The following is an 18651-nucleotide window of genomic DNA, read 5'->3' as shown; positions in this document are numbered from 1 at the left end:
TGCTCTTATACTTTCTCTTTCAGGTAGCCCACCATCAGTTCGGCGGCACGCTCGGCAGTGCGGTGCTCCCCTATCTTTTTCTTCACAAGCGCATACCCCTCCTGCTGCTTTTGCATGGCGTACTTATCAAACAGTATGTTTTTCAGCTCGGCCACAATTTTTTTAGCTGTGAAATCCTCCTGAATCAGCTCAGTTACGACTGGCTTATCAGCAATCAGGTTCACGAGCGAGATGTAGGGTACCTTGATCACGCGCTTTCCAATAGCATAGGAGATCGCGCTGGTCTTGTAGCACACCACCTGCGGCACGTCAAACAGCGCTGTTTCGAGTGTAGCCGTACCAGAAGTCACCAGCGCCGCTTTTGCATACGCCAGCAGGTCATAGGTCTGGTCATAGACGATCTTGATGTTCGGGTCCTTGTTGTACTGCTCGTAATATTCCTTTGAAAAGTTGGAAACCCCTGCCACGATAAACTGATAATCACGGAAGGAAGGCAGCACGCTCAGCATTACCTCCAGCATGTTTTCGATTTCCTGCTTGCGGCTGCCGGGCAATAGTGCAATGATAGGCTTGTTGTTCTGTATGTGGTTCCGAACCCGGAAATCAGGCGCCACCACATGATCGTTCACCGAGTCAGCCACCGGATTGCCAATGTAGTCCACCTTATAGTCAAACCGACCGTAGAATTCCTCCTCAAAGGGCATAATCACAAACATCCTATCTACAAGGCGCTTGATCTTGTGCACACGTCCCTGGTTCCAGGCCCAGATTTTAGGGGAGATGTAATAGAAAACTTTTACTCCGTGCTCCTTCGCGAACTTAGCGATCCGCATGTTGAAACCGGCATAATCAACCAGAATGATCACATCCGGCTTAAAGGCTGTGATATCCTCTTTGCACTCGCGTAAGAAACCTAGTATCTTGAAAAAATTGGCGGCAGCCTCTGCAAAACCCATAAAGGCCAACTCCTGGTAGTGCTTTACCAGGTGCATGCCGGCCTCCTGCATCATGTCTCCTCCCCAGCCTCTTACCACTGCCTCCGGGTCTTGTTTCCGTAGTTGCTTGATAAGGTTAGAAGCGTGCAGATCGCCTGAGCGTTCGCCGGCTATAATATAATATTTCATCTAATGTGTATGCGTTTGAAGCTGCCCGATAGGACAGGAACGAAAAAAGCAATGGAATAGGTATAGCCAAATAGCTATAATTGCTTATTCGCCAAAGTACTCCACGTAGTTGCGTGGAGTTTCATATAATTTGAGGCTATGTAGCCTGGCCTGGGAAATTTCAGCGATTTTGGGCTCCAGAATTTTCCAGAATTCTACCACCAGGTTCTCCGTGCTGGCCAGTTTGTCCTCCATAAAGGCCACATCGAGGTTCAGGTTTTTATGATCCACCTTCTCGATAATGTTCTTGCGGATGAGCGTGCTCAGCTTTTTGAGGTCTATCACAAACCCTGTATCCGGGTCCGGTTTTCCTTTTACGGTCACGATCAGCTCATAATTGTGCCCATGCCAGTTGGTATTTGCACACGGCCCGAAAACCTCCTTATTCTTCGCCAACGACCAGTTCGGGTTGTGCAGCTTGTGGGCTGCATTGAAATGCTCTAATCTGCTTACGTAAATCATTTAACTGCTAAACTTATAATTCTTTTGAGACAGCAAATATACGAAGAAAGGAACACCAAAGAACGATGTAATAATTCCAATTGGCAGCCCGGCCGGCGGATATAAAACACGGGACAGAAGATCGCAGAGGAGCATGAACAGCCCGCCTACAAAAGCGCAGAAAAGCAGATTGCTCCTACCGGTCGCCCCCATCAGCCCGCGCGTGACGTGCGGAATGATCAGCCCGACAAAACCGATGGGTCCGGAGGTAGCCACTGCAAAGCCCGTTACCACTGAAACAGTGCCCAATATGGCCCAACGGGTTTGCGCCACATTTACCCCCAGCGCCTGCGCCCGGTCAGCACCGAGCAGCAGAATGTTAAGCTGCTTTTGCAGGAAAGCAAAAAGCAAAAGTGCTAGGAACAGCGCCGTGGTCGGGTAGGGTAGCAGCGACCAGCTGGCCCGCTCAAAGCTGCCCATCGACCAGAATATCACAGACTTGAGTTTACCCTCTGAATCCGACAGAAAAGTGAGTAGCCCCACCAAAGCCGTCACCAGTGAACTGATGGCTATACCTGCCAAGAGCAGCTGCGCAGGTATAAGCTGGCGTTTCCGGTAGCCGAGCGCCACTACGACCAGCGTTACGACAAAGGCTCCCATTAGGGCAAACACAGGCGGCATGTAAAAACCGCCGATGGATATTTCAATAAAGCCGAAGAACACGATCACTGCACCCAGGGAAGCACCCGAGGCTGTGCCCAGCAGGTAGGGATCAGCCAGCCCGTTGTTGACCATGGCCTGCATCAGGTAGCCACAGAATGCCAGTGAAGCCCCTACTACCAGCGCCAGCAGGAGCCTGGGCAAACGTAGATGCGTAATGGCGAAATGAGTCGTGTTATCCGGATCGTAGTGGAAAACGGCCTGCCAGATAGTAGCAAGATCCACCTCGAACGTACCTACCTGCAGCCCCAGTACCAGCGCCACCAGAATCAGCAGGATTGCCCCCGCAAAGTATAAGGCGTTGCTCATGGGTATAGGAAGCTTTCAAGTTCACGGATTGACTCGACTACCCGGGGGCTCGGCCGCTCGATGAGGTTGCCAGTGGGTTGGTAGATGCGCTTGTTCTGGTAAGCGGCAATTTTACGCAGCTCCGGGTAAAGGCTGAAGAATTCCCGCTCCAGTCGCTCCACACTTCCTCCTAGCAGCACATCCGGATTCAGTTTGAGGATATACTCGCGTGTAAGCGCCGGGTAAGGCTGATCAAAAACTTCCTGCACCGCGTTTTCTGCACCCAGTATACGCAGCTGGTCTGTCAGGATGGTGTTCTGGCCGTATACATAAATGGGATCGCTCCAGGTAATGGCCAGTACGCGCTGCTGTTTTGCCTGATTGCTATACCTGCGCTCGATCTCCTGCACCTGCTTGCGGAGCGAGTCAGCTAAGTAGTTTGCCTGCTGCTCGCGGTGCATGATGCGGCCAATGTCTTCTATACCTGTCAGGATATCGGCTACGCTGCGGTATTTCTGGTAGTACACCGGTATACCCAGTTCTTCCAGTCGGGCGGCCATGTCGAGGGGGGTTATACCCTCCACGGTAAAGACCAGGTCAGGTTTCAGGGCCAGCACCTGCTCAAAATCGACAGGGTAGTTGCTCACCACCGGCTTGCTGTATACCGCTGCCGGGTAATCGCACTGGGGAGTACGCCCAACAATGGAAGTCGTGTCGCAAATGGCAAAGAGCATTTCGGTCATGGAGGAGGCAAAGGCCATCACCCGCTTAGGTTGTCCTTTTAACTTTACCGTGCGCCCCAGGTCGTCCTGCAGCACCAGGCCCTCCCCTGCCTGTTCTTCTTTCCCGGAGCCGCAGGCGCAGCAAAAGAGCAGCAGACATATTGCCAAAAACTTGTTCAGGTATGGATGCAAGGTATAGATCGGTTTCTGAATAAGGGAGCAAAGGGCGATGTGCGTTTCGGCTCCGTTTATTTTCGTAAATTTAACGCAATATAACTTTACAGCCTATAAAACTGAATTATGATCGTTGTAACTGGTGCTGCCGGCTTTATTGCGAGTTGCCTTGTGAGCAGGCTTAACGCAGCTAACTTTAATGATATCGTGGTGGTGGACAATTTTTCTGTCGCCAAAAAAGAAGGAAACCTGAAAGGGAAAAAGATAAAGGAGTATGTGGACCGTGATGGTTTCTTTAAGTGGCTGGACGATAACTACGAAGAAGTGGAGTTCATCTTCCACCTGGGAGCCCGCACCGACACCACCGAGTTCAACAAGGATGTGTTCGACCTGCTCAACCTGAATTACTCCAAGCAGGTATGGAACGCCTGCTGCGAGTACCAGATCCCACTGGTTTATGCTTCATCTGCCGCCACTTACGGCTCAGGCACGCTGGGCTATGATGATGAAGAGGCGACTATACCTTTGCTGAAACCGCTTAACCCCTACGGAGACTCCAAAAACGACTTCGACAAATGGGCACTGGAGCAAACAGCAAAGCCTTTCTTCTGGGCGGGCCTGAAGTTCTTTAACGTATACGGCCCAAATGAATTCCACAAAGGCCGCATGGCTTCGGTGATATTCCACGCCTACAACCAGATCAAAGAGAAGGGCAGCCTGACGCTGTTCCGCTCCCACAACCCGGACTTTGCTGACGGCGAGCAGATGCGCGATTTCGTGTATGTGAAGGATGTGGTGGAGGTTTGCATGTTCCTGATGCAGCACCGCAAGAACTCCGGCATCTACAACCTCGGCTCCGGCAAGGCCCGCACTTTTATGGCCCTAGCCCTGAACACCTTCGAAGCCATGGGTGTGACGCCAAACATTGACTTTGTGGACACCCCGGAAAGCATCCGCGATACTTACCAGTACTTTACGGAGGCCAATATGAACAAACTCCGCTCGATCGGTTACGACCGCGAGTTCTATACCCTAGAGGAAGGCGTGAAAGATTATGTGCAGAACTATCTGATGGAGGGGAAGTATTATTAATGAGTAATGATTAGTGAATAATGTCGAATGATTAATGTTTGGCAGGTATAGCAAGGCCCCGCTTATGATTTCATAGACGGGGCCTTGGTGCTTTTTGTAGGAACATAATCACGAGTGAGGTATGCCAGGCACAACCAGAGCATTACCTCTGAGTTTGGTTGGTAAAGCTTTTATTTTGAGAAATCTACGTTGCCCTCCGCATCATATTGTAAGACCCAACTGAGCCCTTCTATATCCCTTCCTCTTTTGAAGGTATAGGTTGTGAAATTATTCGTGGAGAGCGTCCTGTAGAAGAGGTCTTGCCACATGCCCAGGCCCTTCAAAGGATTTGGTTTGTCATCGTAACTACCAAATCGTTCTTCCGTCGTGTAGGAAATGGAGCCGTTATCCCTATACCTTGCAGTGCCTTCTATTTTCTGCAGGTTGCCCTTGCTGTCGAAAAGGTATTCCCTGGTTATTATGTTCCACCTATAGTATTGGACCGTCTTCTTCAGTCGCTTTTGGGAATCATAATGATAATAAATAGTATCTGAATATTGATGAGGCGTATTCTCGTCGTAGGTGATTTTCTTCGCTACAAGCCCTTTCTCCAAAGTAATTTCCCTTTTGAAATCAGTTGAAAAAATATCTGCGTCTTTGATTCTTTCCTTTGTCGTGATAGTAATCCTGTTAGGGGAATGATACTGAAGCGTATCATAAATATCGGTGGTATAAAATCCTGAAGGGCCTCCCGCAGAAGAGATTGTTATATATCCCCCAAGCCGCTTTGTCACCCTTTCACCATCGTAATTAAAATGAGCAGTACCTCCGACTACGGGGCGCAGTCTATGCTCTTCCTTGTCGATTAAGTACTGGCCATTTACACTCATTACCTTCGGTGATAATGGTTCTGGCGCCTCTCTTTTTGAGCAGGAGCTTATGAAAACACAGCAGGTTATTACTGCTAAAGATGTGAATCGCATGATCAGTTGTTTGACAGGTATAGCAAGGCCCCAGGTATGGTTATATAGGCGGGTCCTTGTTATTTTACGATTTGACCGGTTACTTCTTTTCTTCCTCTTTGTAAGTCAGCAGATGTTCTGCTGCTTTGCTGAACATACCCGACTGGGTGCCGATGTATACCTTGTCGCCAATCATCGCAATGGAAGTGATAGCGTGCCCTTCCAGACCCGTATTGTCCAGCTCTCTTACATTCAGCTTGTCTATACCTGGCTCCACTTCGAAAATCTGGCTATTGTAGCTAGCCAGCAATATTTCGTCGCTGATAGCATAGTAGGATAAAAATTCCGCTGTATTACCAAGTTGCGCGTCCAGTGACCAGCCAAGCTCCGATATGGATCGGAATAAACTATGATTCTGTTTTCTCCCATGCCTGGCCATGGTGTAGAGTTCGCCTTTATGCTCAAAGGAGGTAAAGGCCACTTGATCAGGCATTTGAAAATCAATCTCCCCGTTTTCTGTAATCTTATAGAAACCCCAGTCTGTAGCCACATAAAAATTGTTCTGATGCGATCGCATATGCCGCACGTATCCTCCCTCCTCAGCCGGGGTCAGAATACGGGTTTCTTTCAGCACGATCTTGTCACTGTCAAAATAATTCGGTTCGACCGCTAACTTAACCAACAGGTACCTTAAGCTGTGTCTCCCGGTTTGTTCGTTTAGGTAGGTATAGGGCACAAGGGCTACATTGTTCTCCGATATAGCAAAACTTTCGCTCGAGTTCGACAGCACTAACCGGAAATCTCTGAACTGCGGGTCAATGTCGGCTATATCAAGTAAAAGGCTGGTTCCGCTATCCACAGGATTTTTTACACTTTTGAAGTACAGAAAGCGACCATTTGTTCCGCCAAATATTCTGGAACTCATCGGGTGCTTATGATTCGACACATTGTTGAACGGGTGCATATAATGCTTTACATCTTCCTGTCCCGCCTCCAGCGTAATGGTAGAGAAAAGATTCATCCCCAGCACAAGCAGTTTGTCATTTGCTCCATTTAAGTTGGCAATGTAGCGCTGACTGTACAGAAACTTATCATGTACTTCCCAGGCAATAACAGGATCTACTTCCTCCAGCTCCTTTTTGCAGGAAGAAAACAGAAGGGATAAGCAGAATACAGGCAAGAAATACTTGATGGTAATAAGCTGTTTCATGGGTAAGGTAGTGAAAACAGGATTTAGTGAATGATTGGGTTGTCTGTGCAGGTATAGCAGGTTAATGCAGGATAACGAGGTGATGCAGGTATAGCCTCCCCTCCTCTATCACCTCGGTAGTTGCGTTCAGCTTCTCCCTATTCTGAAAGAAATCATCCTGTAGCGGTGAAAATCTAAAATGATGGGGTTGGCCGTCTATGATAAAAGTACGCTCCCGGTTTCCCTTGAAGTCCTCTAATAGTAGATAAGGATTTCTTTCCGATACTTGCGTGGCTATATCGCCGTGCAGAGTAGCCGAACGGGCGAGGATATAATCTTTGTCCTCCATCATACCTTCCCACGGAATACTGGTTTGCCCAAACATATAAAAGAACTCAGCGGTATCGATCTTGCTGGTTGCAAACACATTTTCACCGGAAGCATCTACCAAGTTGATGAAGTGAAACTGTGACAAAGGCTCTGCGACATCCTCTTTCTTACAGGCGATAAAGAGGGGAAGAAAAAGTAAAACGAATAGCAGCTTCTTCATGTGTAGGTTCTCGTCAGGTGCTTTAAAAGCATAAACAGGGACTAGGTATGAGAGCAAAACTCTATGAGATGATCAGGCTCACTCCTACACCTTCTTTACTAATATATAAATTAATATATCAAGATTGAAATATATTACACGAACAGACTTTTGCTGTAGACGAATGGTGTTGCGTGTTAGCAAAGTAATGCGTTGCTTTATGCATGCCTTTTAAAGCCTCTTACCGCCTTATCCTATACCATATACTCGCTTGGGCTGCTTTCATTCTTTATGAAGCTTCTCTAGTCGAGTTTCTGAACCCCAGTAACATTGCATGGTGGGAATGGGCCAGTTATTACACGGTCAACATAATCCTGTTTTACTTTTTCTCCCACGTCGTGCTGCGGCACATGGCCAGGAGAAAGCGACTGCTTATGTTGCCTTTCCTGGTTGCGCTGATCATAGGCGCCTATATTGTCGTGCAGTTAGGCCTGGAAACAACCTTGAACCATTTCCGGGAAGTACCAAGGCCATTTAATTTCGATAAGATTTTCATGCTGCGCTCAGTTTGGCGAAGCATCTACTTTATAGGCATCAGCACCGCTTATTGGTTTGTCCGCCAGACCATCAAAGATCAAAAGCGCATCAACCAAATGGAGTTGGAGCAACTGCAAACCGAGCATGAAAAAGCTGCGCTTGAAAAGGGTTTGATCCTCTCCCAAAATGCCTTGCTGCAGGCCCAGATCAGCCCGCACCTGCTTTTCAACACACTCAACTTTATCTACAATTCAGTGCAGGATGTCTCGCCAAAAGCTTCAGAAGGCGTGCTGCTGCTCTCGGAGGTGATGCACTATGCCCTTCAGCGGGTTCACGAAGACGGTAAAACCGACCTGCAGCATGAGGTGGAGCACATCGAAAAATACATCGCCCTCAACCAACTCCGCTTCAGTTACCCGCTTCATCTGCAAATGAAGTGCAGCGGCAGGCTGCAGGGCAAGATCCCGCCGCTGCTGCTCCTCACTTTTGTGGAGAATACTTTTAAGCACGGTGACCTCACCGACCCAACCCAGGCTGCCTGCATTTCGGTTTCGCAACACCAGGATCAGCTTCACTTCAGTACCAGCAACAAAAAGCGCAAGCACCATGGCGGCCGCGGGTATGGCATCGGCATACAAAACGCCAAAACCCGTCTTGGTGAGTTCTATGATGAAGAGGATTATGCCTTGACAATAGACGAAGACGAACAACGCCATGCCGTCCACCTCAAAATAAAGCTGACATGATCACATGCTATGTAGTAGACGATGAGCGCCATGCGCTCGAGGTACTGTCCAGGTATATCCAGAACACGCCCGGCCTGCAACTGATAGGCGCCGAGGAGAACCCACTGCTCGCCCTCGATGCCATTGCTTCAGGGCAGCTGACAGCCGACATCACGTTCCTGGATGTAGACATGCCCCAACTTTCAGGCGTGGACCTGGCCGGCCTTATCAACAACCGCACCACGGTTGTCTTCACTACCGCCTACCCGGACTATGCTTATCAGGCCTTCGAAAAGAATGCGGTGGACTTTCTACTCAAGCCTATCTCCTACGAACGCTTCCTTAAAGCGGTATCCAAGGTAAGGGAGAGTCTGCAACCCAAGCAAGCTATACCTGCTGTAGCGCCAAGTGATGGGTACTTCTTTATTAAGACAGATGTGAAAGGAAAGTTTGTGCGGGTAAACTTCGAAGAGATCAGCTATGTGGAAGCGATGCAAAACTACGTACGCATCCAAACCTCCACCGAAAAGCTAACCACTTACCTGAGCATGAAAGAAGTAGAGGAGCACTTGCCCTCCGCGGACTTTGCCAGGGTACATAAGTCGTTTATTGTGCACCTGCCCAAAGTCAAGACGGTAGAAGGAAACCTGATCGTGCTGAGTAACGGAAGCATAGTGCCGATGGGGTCGAGCTACAGAACGGCCCTGCTGGATCTGATAACTGCCAAACTACTGAAGAGCAAGCGCACCAATTAAAACAACACCGACACCTGCGTACGCCCCGTATGCACCGCCCCTACACTGTTGGCCTTGCGGCCGTCGTAGTTAAGGGAAATGTTGAGGCCGTTGCTCAAGCGCTGCTGCACGTTAAAAGACCAGGTCAGGTTGTTGCCGGGGCGCAGGGCGTTGAGGATCTCGTACCCCACGTAGGAATTCATGTCGCCATCAAACTCAATATTCACCCACTTGACCAGCCCGGATACGGTGCGCTTGCTCACCTGACTTAGCTTTGTCTCCAATCCCAGTTCATGGAAGGTCGCCTGCTGCTCTGCATCGGCGGGAGAGAGCTTGTCCTCGCGCAGGGCCAGTTGGTAGGTGCCTGTAAAACGCAGCTTGACATTGGGCTGATAAGCTAGCTCCGGTGTAAGCTCCTGCGACACGATGCTGAAGTTCTTCGAGCTCAAAAAGTTGGAACGGTTATCCCGCACGTTCTGGGCCAGGCTGATCTTGGTACTCAGCACTTCGTTCAGGTTGAGGCGGGTGATCAGTTGGTGGTTGCCGACACTGCGGGTTTCGGTGCCATTCGCCAGCAGCGACTTCTGCTGATTCTGCTGCACGGTATACTCCAGGCCATACTTAGGATTGCTCCTGTTAAAGTATAGCGTGTTACGCAGCGATTTCACCAGCGAGATCAAAAATTCATCCTCAAAATCTTCACTGAACGGGTTGAAACGGTTCATCACCTCATCGTCCGTTGTTTTCTTGTCGATGCTGACAAAGCTGAGGGCTGAGAACTTGGCCATAAAACCTTTAAAGCCCTCAGCGCTGCGCCAACTGCGGGGCACGTTGCTGTTCAGGCGGTAGGTAAAACGGTTGGTATAGGCGTTGATGTACTCGTCCGTCGGCAAAAACACTTTGATGAAACGGCGCTGGTCCACTGTCTGTGCCTCGAGGTAATCATTCAGGTCGTTGGGGTTGCCGCCTTCGCGGAGGTAGTGCGTACCTTGCCCCGGCATGGTTTCCCGGAAAACGAAGATGCGCTTCAACTCACGGCCCGTGCCTACCGAATAGCTCATCTCAGACCGGAAACTGCCATCCAGAAAAGAGGTGTTCCAATCGATGCGCGACTGCACAGTTTCTTCGTCTAGCCCCTGTGCAAGCTCCAGGTTTCTGTAAGTGGCCTGTAGGGCGATGTCGCTGTCGCGGCCATACCTGCGCTGGAGCATGGCATTATAGGTCTGGCCAATTTCCGGTGCTCCCATCTCTCCCTGGGCTGTTGGGCGCAGGTCAGTGCGGTAGCTGTAGTCTACCCGGAAGCGGGTTTTGGCAGTGTCGGGGCTTTCCACGAAAAACACATGCTCGTCAAAATACATAGCTGATCCTGTCACGGAATCGTTGCCGAGGGCAGTGAGTTTGTTTTTGTCGAAGCGGTACACGTAGCCGGGCTCAATTTTGCCGAGTCTATACCTGGCCCCCACATCGCCCCTGTACCACTCCGACTCCCTGGTAGCCTGGTCGCTGTGCAGCATGAAAAAGCTGTTGCGCAATTCCAGTTTGCCAAACGCACGGTTCAGATCCAACTGGTGCTGCGTACCGTCCACCTGCTGGTGCCGGTAGCGGCGGCTGATACGGTAGTTGACCAAATTCTGTGGGTCCCGCACCGCTCCTACCGAGAAGTGAAAAATATGGTCTTCTGCTTTCTGATTCGGGTTATCCAGACTCCAGTCGCGGTCGAACTCAATGGGGCGATAGCGGTCGATGGGTTCAAAATTCACGTCGGTATACTCATAGTTGAGCGTGCTGTTGAGACGGTACTTTCCCAGGAAAGGGAGCTGTCGGTCCTGTATGGCATACCCTACCCGCATGGCAGCCCCATTATCATCCTGCGCATCGAGGCGCGAGAAGCGGTTCAGGTCATTCTGCGAAGCGGCCCCTTCCAGGAAGAAATTCACGCCTTTCTGCAGTTCATAGTTACCACCCAGTGTGATCAGCTGCTTTTTGCGGGGGGTGGGCAGTATACGCACAGGCGCATAATTGCCCTGCGGCACGCCATTGACAGGCGCCACCCAGCGGTACACCCTGCCATTCACCGCAGTGTTGGCCGTCACGTAGTTGCCCCGGTTTGCCCCTACTTCCGAAAACCGCACATTGTAAACCGCCGAGTCCGGGTGACTGGAGTACATGTATACCTGCTGTGGCACACCGTCTACGAGCGTGTCGCGCTGGGCATAGAGTACCTGCGCCGGATCGAAAGGCACCTGTGTCGCGCCTGAAGTAACGGCCATGTCTAAGCTATCGCCTATACCTGCGAGCAGGCGTTTTTCATCGTCGCGCAAATCGAGGTGCAGCAGGTTGTTCGGGTTATCGGACTCGTTGTAGTAGTTGGCGTATACCTGCACCTTACCCAGTTGCTGGTAGTGGCTGGCGTGGTAAATACTGCGGCTGTAGTTCAGGTCAGAGTACTCGAAGTCTACCCGGATACGGGAGTTTTTAGTGATCACATGACGGGTCGTGAAGGTAATCTCCGCCTGGTTGTAGTCGATCACATAATCGAAGTCGAAGCCACGGGTCAGCAGGCGGCCGTCCAGAAAGACACGCTCCGAATTGGCCAGCACGATGATGAAGCGCTCGTTGTTCGGTCCGCGCAACCGGTAAGGTCCCTGCACGCCTTCCAATGCCTCCACGGCCTGCGAGGCAAACTTGCCTTTCGACACCGAGGCAGCGACCGTAGTAGTGCCCAGCTTTTCCGGAGATTTCCCAAAAGTAGTTTCGAAAGCACCGCCCTGCACGTTCTTGTAAAACTGCATGAAGTACGACGGCTTGCTGCGCAATACCACATCCCCCGCCGACAGTTGCCACTGCCTGTGCTTGAGCGTGATGTATACCCGGTCAAACTCGTTCAACTGCTGCGTATTCCCCTCCGGCTGGAAAGGTATATTCTGGTCCGTAATAGCCGCTGTGATGTCGATGTCTTCGGTCAGTTTCCCGTCCAGCTGCAGGTTCAGGGCCGAGTTTACAAATACGTTCTGCGTGTTACCGAACGAAATACCGCGTGAGATGCTGCCTGTTTTATTGAGTCTGGGAGTTTTGAAAATCTCTTCCCGCTGGGCAAAGTCCTCCTGATACAGCTCTTTCGGCGAACCGCTCCGGTCCAGTTTCATAATGTCGCGGCGGTAAGCGGGCTTGGCCAGACTCAGCGGCAGGGTTCTGTAGCACACCAGCACCGAGTCAGGTATAGGCACCATCGTTCCGAGCGTATCCATGATCTGGAAAGTGGGCGCCGGAAACGCCGTTAGCCTGAACTCGTGGGTATAGTAGTTGTAGTCAAATTTGAACTGGTCTTTGCGCGGGCCTACAAAGGTAATGCTGTTGACATCGATGGTCAGGGTGTCGAGCTGCTGAGGATAGTCGGTCAGGTATAGCCATTTGCAGTGCTGGTTGTTTACGGGAGCCTGGGCCAGCGCAGACAGGCTCAGCAGCGACAGCAGAACGCCGGTAACCAAACACCGGATCATGGGGTGGCCAGCGGTAAAGAAATGTAAAACGTCGTCCCCTCCCCTTCTTCTGTCACAAACCAGATGCGACCACCGGCGTTTTCAATTCCTTTTTTGGCAACAGCCAGTCCTATACCTGAGCCCGTGTACTTGGTACTGAAGTTAGGTATAAACACTTTGTTCTGAATCTCGGCAGGTATACCGCTGCCGTTATCAGCGATAGAAACAAGCGCCTCATTCTCCCCGTTCACCTTCAGGTCTATCTTGATCACAGGCTTCCGGTCAGCTGGTACCGCCTGTATGGCATTTAATAGCAGGTTATTGAAGGTCCGCACCAGCAGTGCCTCGTCGGCCATCACCATCACCGGCTCCTCCGGAATGCGCAGCTTTGTTTTCACAGAGGCCGGATTAGTATGCAGGTCCGCGGCTTTGTGCAGCGCAGCCCCCAGGTCCATCAGTTCGGCTTTCGGCTCCGGCATGGAAGTGAAGTTAGAGAACGAGGTAGCAATATCGCTCAGGATGTTGATCTGCGTAATCAGCGTGTGCGAAATCTTGTTGATCATCTGCTCCGTGTTCGGATTCTTTTCGGCAATGGCCTTCTGAAGGTACTGCAGCGAAAGCTTCATTGGGGTGAGCGGATTTTTGATCTCGTGCGCCACCTGCCGTGCCATTTCGCGCCAGGCCGCTTCCTTCTCGCGCATCGCCAGCTCCACCTTATTCTGCTCCAGCGTCAGCAGCATGCGGTTATACTCATTCACCAGCATCCCGATCTCATCGGCACCCTCATACGCCAGCATCTCGTTTTTTCCTGTCAGGGAGGTATGCTTTAGCTTATCGGCCAACATACGCAACGGCACTGTGAGGGCTCTGGAAGCGAAGAAGGTCAGGATGATGAACACGATGAACATGACTGTAAAGATGTTCATCGTCGTCGTGATAAGCTCGATCAGCTTCAGGTCCAGCTGGCGCTCTGAGTCGAAGAAAGGTATACCTATAAAGCCAATGAGTTTTTCAGGATCGTTGTCGGGGCGGAGTGGCAGGTATAGCGCATTGAAGCTCAGGTTGCCGGCGTGCTCATCAAGCAGCACCCGCAAGGCCTGCCGCTCTGAAATGGCCGCAAAGGCATTGGGGTTAACCAGTTTGGAAAGCAGGCCCGACTCAAAAATGAGCGGTTGGCTGGTGACCAGCAGGCGTCCGTTACGATCATACAAACTGACATCGGCCTCGGACAAAGCCGCAATGGAAGCGACACGGCGAAGCAGGCGGTTGCGGTCTGGCATTACTTCCAGCGTGGTCGGCCTGCTCAGATGATCCTGAATGGCCTCCCCCTTCTTTTCGTAAGACGAAAGCAGGTCTTTCTTGTAGGAGCTGGTCACCAGACTGGCCGTCACGATACTCACCAGCATCAAGGGCAGCAGGATACCGAAATTCAGGAAAAGCTGAATCTTGGTACTAAAGTTCGGCTGAAAATCACGTAGTCGCGCCCGGTTGAATAAAACATACAGCACGGCCACCACAATCAGGCAGGCGGTAAAGAACAGGAACAGGAATGAAAAATTAGAAAGCACTTCGCGGGCACCGTACTTACTGGTCGTGATGATCACCGTCGGTCCGGAATCGGTTTTTACCCCCAAATGGTGAAAGCCCTCTTCGGTTGCTCCCTGGCGGTATAGCTCATTCCGCTCTAACTGACTTCGATCGAAATTGGTCGCGTAGTCGAATTCTCCTTCGCTGTAAGTCAGCCTGCCTTTTTCGTAAATCCCGTAACTCAGAATATCAGCCCGGAATGGCTGTTGGTGTTGCTGACCTGCTAATAGCTCCGGCACCAGGCTGTTTGGGAGCAGCTCTTTCAGACTCAGCTGCAACACAATGGTACCATACAGCTGCGTGCCCAAGGGGACTTCGATCAACTTTAAATAAAAACGGGTATGCGGGCGCGCCGGGTCGTTTACCAGGTATAGGTTCTTGTATTCTGTCTTGTTGCGGGGGGTAGCGTACTTTTTCCGTAACTCGTCTAGGGTCGCAGCCGTGGTATCGGCACTTTCCAGCGTGCGCCCCTGGCTGTCAAAAAGCAGGATGTTGGCCTCATACTTATCAAAATAGTCTGGTAAAAACTGACGCGAAATCTTCCGCTTGATAAAGAAAGCATCTACATAGGGCCCCTTCATTTTTGTTTGAATCAGCACATCTTCTGACACGCGCACCGCCACATCCTCTTCCAGCAGATACTCAGCCAGCACATCATTGCCCTGCATCAGGTCAAATGCGAACTTCTGCTTATAGGCCAATAACTCACTCTGGAAGTGCGTATAGAGCGATGCAGCACCCGTCAGGCTGCTAACGGCGATGATCAAAAAGAAGAAGAGGTAGGTACGGTAAGGCAAACTAATCGCCTGCCGATGCTGCGCCGCCAGTAGGACGATCGCCCAGAAAACGGTACCGATCAGGAGCACGGATACCCAACGCATATCGAATATCAACGACAGCACTGTCAGGACTACCGCTATACCTACCAAAACCTGGTAAGGCCACCAACCATTTAACTTTCGCAACAGCACGTTCACAACCGAAGCCAGCATATAGGCAAAGAGGCTCAGGGCTACAGTATGCAGGAACATCAGGCTATACATCACCAGCTTGTACCGTTCCAAGGCAATGGACTGATTGATGTCGAGGGCTAGCGGAGAGTTGTGGTAAATACCGTAGTAAAAGCGGAACAAAATAGCCAGTAGCCCAAAAAACGCAAGCATCGCGATACCAATCGCTATTTTGCTTTTTCCCGGAGAGTAAGCCTTAACAGTAGGCAGCACCTCATTCTTATGAAACAGGTAATATGCAGCCCAGGCTACTGTAACGAGCAGCAATACATTCAGTGCCAGATCACCCACTGATGGAGACCAGAAGGAAGCGGCATACAGGCGAGGGTCAAACAGCTCCGTCTCCACGATCAGAAACGGGAGATTCAGGAATAAAAGCGCAAACCGAAAACTTACCAGTAGCGCCAGCAGCAACACAATGCCTTCCGTATAGCGGTGTCGCCTTAAAAAGTACCGGCTTAACAAAATGCTGAACCAGATAAAAAAGATGGTCCCTAAGATGAGCAAGACGAGCTGCAGGTTGTCAAAACCAGCGTCTATTCTCCCTGATCCATGGTCGACCGCGAAAAGGAAATCTCCCTGACTGCTCTTTACCTGCGGCAACTGCCCGGGATTGTCGAGCACCAAGCGCACATCTGCTTTCCCGAAAATACTCTTCTGCAAGCCCGACGAAAGTAAATCCGGGGTCTTGCTATAGTCTACCTGCAATGGTATGTAAGTGAAAATATGATAATCACTGAAACGATACGGCATGACTACAAACGTACCATAGCTGTTCCGGATGGTGGAAATGGAACGGGCTGTTGGTGGCAGATCCAAGTCAGGTATAACTGTATGGTCAGACCAGAACACCAGACGGCCGTTCTTATATACAAAAGTGGGATAATGTGTTTTGGAGAGTAACTTCGAAAAGCTGATCTGATCGTTTTGGAGCTGATCACCCAAGCGGATCGCCTCCTGCTCTGCATCTGACAACAGCGCCTGTACCCGCTTGGTAATGCGCTGTTGGGTCTGCTCTCTTTCGGCATCAAGCCAGGAAGCCGGTACCCTATAATGCAAAAAAGCTGTCGCCATAAAGCACAGCACAGCAAGGGCAAATAAGACGATCGGGGCAATTTTCCGGTTCAAAGCAGCATGAATTATCCACGAATTTAAGCAATTCGGGTTATAAGAGCATGACTTATAGGCGGCTAAAATGTAAGCCTTTACCTCAAGCCATGTTTAACTCCGGCATCCGCGCGAATTCCGTGGCAATACCGGATCAAATTTCACTCCAGAAATTACTTCTATACCAAAAAGAAGACCACATACAGGGCAACTAGCCTGCATGTGGTCCTTCGTAAAACATATTAGCAACCGGATTTAGAAATTGGCTATCCGGACAGGTATTTCTGTTACAGATAACTGCTTAAGCGGCTTTCGCTTTTTTCATGCGGTTGCTCTTATACCACATAAACCCTACTGTACCGACCAGTAAATAAGGAATCAGCATGAGGTATAGGATGCCTGTGTTGAGCCCCGCTCCCACCTGGGAATCAGAGTCTGTTTTACCGGTACCCACGTTAGACTCTACCGTGGCACGGCACATGGCACACTGGCTAAAGGCCTCTGTTGACACAAAACTTAAGGTAAGCAGCAGCAGGCCAGTAAAAAGTATTCTGAATATTTGACGTTTCATAATCTTAAAACAAGCGTTTAATGTTCCTGGTTCTAACTATAATACGGATAAATCATCATGTAGACGAGCACACCGGTCACGGCCACATAGAGCCAGATCGGAAAGGTCCACTTTGATATACGACGGTGACGGGCAAATTGCTCAGACAGGGCGAAGTATACGGAGAGCAGTACCAATGGCACGATCACTACGGCCAGCACAATGTGCGTGAGCAGTATGAAGTAGTAGAACAGCTTCAGGACACCATCCCCGCCGTAAATCGTGCGCTCACCCAGAAAGTGGTAGGTAACGTAGGATATCAGGAAAATAGCAGACAGCCCAAAAGCGGTACCCATGGCAGTGCGATGGACTTTCACATTGCCTTTCCGGATGTTATAATAGCCGATAACCAGCAGGCAAGCAGTCAGGGAGTTCAAGATGGCATGCAGTGTTGGTAGAAAAGACACATCAACTGCATCCGAGCCCTCCTTCGGCATAAAGAAAAGCATGGCCACTACGGCAGGTATGGCAATGGACAAAATAGCTATTACTACTAAGAATTTTTTGTCATTGCGAGCAGCGGTACTATTTTGATTTGCTGTATTCATCTAAAAGAACTTTAATTTCCAGTATCAGGCGATCCACATCCTCCTTGTCGGTACCGTCATAGATACCTCTCACATACCTGTCCTTGTCCACCAGCATAAATTTCTCGCTGTGTATAAAGTCTTGCTGTCCTTCTACCTTCATCACGGGCAAGTAAAAGCCCTTCTGTGCCAGGTTGTAGATTTTATCGCGGTCTCCAGTCAGAAAGTACCACTTGGCAGGGTCGGCGTTATAGCGCTCACCATATTCACTTAGCACTTCTGGGGTGTCGTGTTCCGGATTAACCGAAAAGGATACCAGTTTTACCTGCTCTTCATCCTGAAAGGCTTCCTGCACACGTACCATTTGCGAAGACATTTCCTTGCAAATATCCGGACAGGTCGCAAAGAAAAAGTCGGCTACATAGATATTGCCATCCAACTCGTTCTGAGAGATTGTCTGCCCTTGCTGCGAAGTGAATTCGTATGCAGGCACTTGATTGAAAAGCGTATCACCCTGTGCATCACGCACGACATCACCGGTGGCGGTAACCTGAGGGAAATATTTACGGAGCGTGTAGTGGTGTTCACCAAAACTACCGATAAATATAAAAATAAGAAGAGGCACTAATAGTAGGATCCCTAATATTAGTGCCTTTGAGTTACTCATAATCAGTGTACTTAGTTGAAGTAGTTTGTAATGGAATCGAAGTAATAGCTTCCTTCCGAAATAAGTGCTACCATAAGCCACATAATAAGGGCCAGTGGTATAATGATAGACCAGATCAAAGCCTTCGTTTCATGCTTTAAGTGCATAAACTCTGCTACAATGTAAAACGCTTTGAAAATGGTCAACACAATGAAGATAGCATTACGCAGTGTTCCTGCATCCATTGTAAAAGCGAAAAGAAACTCAACCGCTGTCAATGCTACCAGGATAAAAAACGTTTTCCAGATAACCTTTGTCTGCGCTTTAGGTATTTCACCTGTCTGGTGAAAATCGTTGGAGTGATCCGAGTGAGCTGCCATAGTATGCTTTATTTTTATAAGGCAGTATCCGGTATTTCACGGATACTGCA

Annotated in this window: 17 protein-coding genes; 4 read left to right on the top strand and 13 right to left on the bottom strand. The window is 49.9% G+C overall.

Annotation, left to right across the window (positions count from 1 at the left end; genetic code table 11):
• Positions 1 to 5: 5 nt before the first annotated feature.
• From lpxB to Q4E40_RS07210, 4 genes are all read right to left on the bottom strand, one after another.
• On the bottom strand, positions 6 to 1124 hold the full coding sequence (gene lpxB / locus Q4E40_RS07225; protein ID WP_303411054.1) for a lipid-A-disaccharide synthase: 1119 nt from the start codon (positions 1122 to 1124) through the stop codon (positions 6 to 8).
• Positions 1125 to 1208: 84 nt separating this feature from the next.
• On the bottom strand, positions 1209 to 1625 hold the full coding sequence (locus Q4E40_RS07220; RefSeq protein WP_076670122.1) for a 6-pyruvoyl trahydropterin synthase family protein: 417 nt from the start codon (positions 1623 to 1625) through the stop codon (positions 1209 to 1211).
• Positions 1626 to 2633, bottom strand: a complete 1008-nt coding sequence (locus tag Q4E40_RS07215; protein ID WP_303411052.1) for a FecCD family ABC transporter permease — start codon at positions 2631 to 2633, stop codon at positions 1626 to 1628.
• On the bottom strand, positions 2630 to 3502 hold the full coding sequence (locus Q4E40_RS07210) for an ABC transporter substrate-binding protein (protein ID WP_303411050.1): 873 nt from the start codon (positions 3500 to 3502) through the stop codon (positions 2630 to 2632). Before Q4E40_RS07210 ends, Q4E40_RS07215 begins: the two co-directional genes overlap by 4 nt.
• 132 nt (positions 3503 to 3634) lie before the next feature.
• On the opposite strand from Q4E40_RS07210, the gene rfaD reads away from it, so the two are divergent.
• Entirely contained in the window at positions 3635 to 4600 is a 966-nt protein-coding gene (rfaD, locus tag Q4E40_RS07205) for an ADP-glyceromanno-heptose 6-epimerase (protein ID WP_303411049.1), read from the top strand.
• Between the two features lie 170 nt (positions 4601 to 4770).
• Here the strand turns inward: rfaD and Q4E40_RS07200 are convergent, their stop codons facing one another.
• From Q4E40_RS07200 to Q4E40_RS07190, 3 genes are all read right to left on the bottom strand, one after another.
• Complete coding sequence (locus tag Q4E40_RS07200) at positions 4771 to 5562, bottom strand: hypothetical protein (RefSeq protein WP_303411048.1); 792 nt, start codon at positions 5560 to 5562, stop codon at positions 4771 to 4773.
• 79 nt (positions 5563 to 5641) lie between these two features.
• A complete protein-coding gene (locus Q4E40_RS07195) occupies positions 5642 to 6751 on the bottom strand; it encodes a hypothetical protein (RefSeq protein WP_303411047.1) in 1110 nt (369 codons plus the stop codon).
• Positions 6752 to 6812: 61 nt separating this feature from the next.
• Positions 6813 to 7280 carry a hypothetical protein gene (locus Q4E40_RS07190; RefSeq protein ID WP_303411046.1) on the bottom strand — a complete coding sequence of 156 codons (468 nt, stop codon included), beginning with the start codon at positions 7278 to 7280 and terminating at the stop codon, positions 6813 to 6815.
• 203 nt (positions 7281 to 7483) lie between these two features.
• Between Q4E40_RS07190 and Q4E40_RS07185 the strand changes: the two genes are divergently transcribed.
• Both Q4E40_RS07185 and Q4E40_RS07180 read left to right on the top strand, forming a co-directional pair.
• Positions 7484 to 8542: a sensor histidine kinase gene (locus tag Q4E40_RS07185; RefSeq protein WP_303411044.1), complete on the top strand. Its 1059-nt coding sequence runs from the start codon at positions 7484 to 7486 to the stop codon at positions 8540 to 8542.
• Positions 8539 to 9276, top strand: coding sequence for a LytR/AlgR family response regulator transcription factor (locus Q4E40_RS07180; RefSeq protein WP_303411043.1), 738 nt, complete (start codon positions 8539 to 8541; stop codon positions 9274 to 9276). The genes Q4E40_RS07185 and Q4E40_RS07180 overlap by 4 nt, the downstream gene beginning before the upstream one ends.
• On the opposite strand, the gene Q4E40_RS07175 is transcribed toward Q4E40_RS07180, so the two are convergent.
• From Q4E40_RS07175 to Q4E40_RS07155, 5 genes are all read right to left on the bottom strand, one after another.
• Complete coding sequence (locus tag Q4E40_RS07175; protein ID WP_303411041.1) at positions 9273 to 12755, bottom strand: hypothetical protein; 3483 nt, start codon at positions 12753 to 12755, stop codon at positions 9273 to 9275. The two genes, Q4E40_RS07180 and Q4E40_RS07175, sit on opposite strands and share 4 nt — an antisense overlap.
• Positions 12752 to 16459, bottom strand: a complete 3708-nt coding sequence (locus Q4E40_RS07170) for an ATP-binding protein (RefSeq protein WP_303411039.1) — start codon at positions 16457 to 16459, stop codon at positions 12752 to 12754. The genes Q4E40_RS07175 and Q4E40_RS07170 overlap by 4 nt, the downstream gene beginning before the upstream one ends.
• 280 nt (positions 16460 to 16739) lie before the next feature.
• Positions 16740 to 17009 (bottom strand): hypothetical protein, encoded by a 270-nt coding sequence (locus Q4E40_RS07165; RefSeq protein ID WP_303411037.1) that lies wholly within the window; start codon positions 17007 to 17009, stop codon positions 16740 to 16742.
• 32 nt (positions 17010 to 17041) lie between these two features.
• Positions 17042 to 17596 (bottom strand): DUF420 domain-containing protein, encoded by a 555-nt coding sequence (locus Q4E40_RS07160; RefSeq protein WP_303411036.1) that lies wholly within the window; start codon positions 17594 to 17596, stop codon positions 17042 to 17044.
• Positions 17574 to 18068 carry an SCO family protein gene (locus tag Q4E40_RS07155; protein WP_303411035.1) on the bottom strand — a complete coding sequence of 165 codons (495 nt, stop codon included), beginning with the start codon at positions 18066 to 18068 and terminating at the stop codon, positions 17574 to 17576. The genes Q4E40_RS07160 and Q4E40_RS07155 overlap by 23 nt, the downstream gene beginning before the upstream one ends.
• Between Q4E40_RS07155 and Q4E40_RS07150 the strand changes: the two genes are divergently transcribed.
• On the top strand, positions 18069 to 18203 hold the full coding sequence (locus tag Q4E40_RS07150; protein ID WP_303411034.1) for a hypothetical protein: 135 nt from the start codon (positions 18069 to 18071) through the stop codon (positions 18201 to 18203).
• Between the two features lie 50 nt (positions 18204 to 18253).
• On the opposite strand, the gene Q4E40_RS07145 is transcribed toward Q4E40_RS07150, so the two are convergent.
• Positions 18254 to 18601, bottom strand: coding sequence for a cytochrome C oxidase subunit IV family protein (locus tag Q4E40_RS07145; RefSeq protein ID WP_188502955.1), 348 nt, complete (start codon positions 18599 to 18601; stop codon positions 18254 to 18256).
• Between the last annotated feature and the right edge of the window lie 50 nt (positions 18602 to 18651).

The sequence above is a fragment of the Pontibacter coccineus genome, assembly GCF_030546575.1.
In the GTDB taxonomy this organism is placed as follows: Bacteria; Bacteroidota; Bacteroidia; order Cytophagales; family Hymenobacteraceae; genus Pontibacter; species Pontibacter coccineus.
This window is presented reverse-complemented; position numbering and strand designations above follow the sequence as displayed.

Bases quoted from the DNA above. Each gene is read 5' to 3' on its own strand.
- lpxB (WP_303411054.1), bottom strand. From the start codon at position 1,124: ATGAAATATTATATTATAGCCGGCGAACGCTCAGGCGATCTGCACGCT.
- Q4E40_RS07220 (WP_076670122.1), bottom strand. From the start codon at position 1,625: ATGATTTACGTAAGCAGATTAGAGCATTTCAATGCAGCCCACAAGCTG.
- Q4E40_RS07215 (WP_303411052.1), bottom strand. From the start codon at position 2,633: ATGAGCAACGCCTTATACTTTGCGGGGGCAATCCTGCTGATTCTGGTG.
- rfaD (WP_303411049.1), top strand. From the start codon at position 3,635: ATGATCGTTGTAACTGGTGCTGCCGGCTTTATTGCGAGTTGCCTTGTG.
- Q4E40_RS07200 (WP_303411048.1), bottom strand. From the start codon at position 5,562: ATGCGATTCACATCTTTAGCAGTAATAACCTGCTGTGTTTTCATAAGC.
- Q4E40_RS07195 (WP_303411047.1), bottom strand. From the start codon at position 6,751: ATGAAACAGCTTATTACCATCAAGTATTTCTTGCCTGTATTCTGCTTA.
- Q4E40_RS07190 (WP_303411046.1), bottom strand. From the start codon at position 7,280: ATGAAGAAGCTGCTATTCGTTTTACTTTTTCTTCCCCTCTTTATCGCC.
- Q4E40_RS07185 (WP_303411044.1), top strand. From the start codon at position 7,484: ATGCCTTTTAAAGCCTCTTACCGCCTTATCCTATACCATATACTCGCT.
- Q4E40_RS07180 (WP_303411043.1), top strand. From the start codon at position 8,539: ATGATCACATGCTATGTAGTAGACGATGAGCGCCATGCGCTCGAGGTA.
- Q4E40_RS07175 (WP_303411041.1), bottom strand. From the start codon at position 12,755: ATGATCCGGTGTTTGGTTACCGGCGTTCTGCTGTCGCTGCTGAGCCTG.
- Q4E40_RS07165 (WP_303411037.1), bottom strand. From the start codon at position 17,009: ATGAAACGTCAAATATTCAGAATACTTTTTACTGGCCTGCTGCTGCTT.
- Q4E40_RS07160 (WP_303411036.1), bottom strand. From the start codon at position 17,596: ATGAATACAGCAAATCAAAATAGTACCGCTGCTCGCAATGACAAAAAA.
- Q4E40_RS07145 (WP_188502955.1), bottom strand. From the start codon at position 18,601: ATGGCAGCTCACTCGGATCACTCCAACGATTTTCACCAGACAGGTGAA.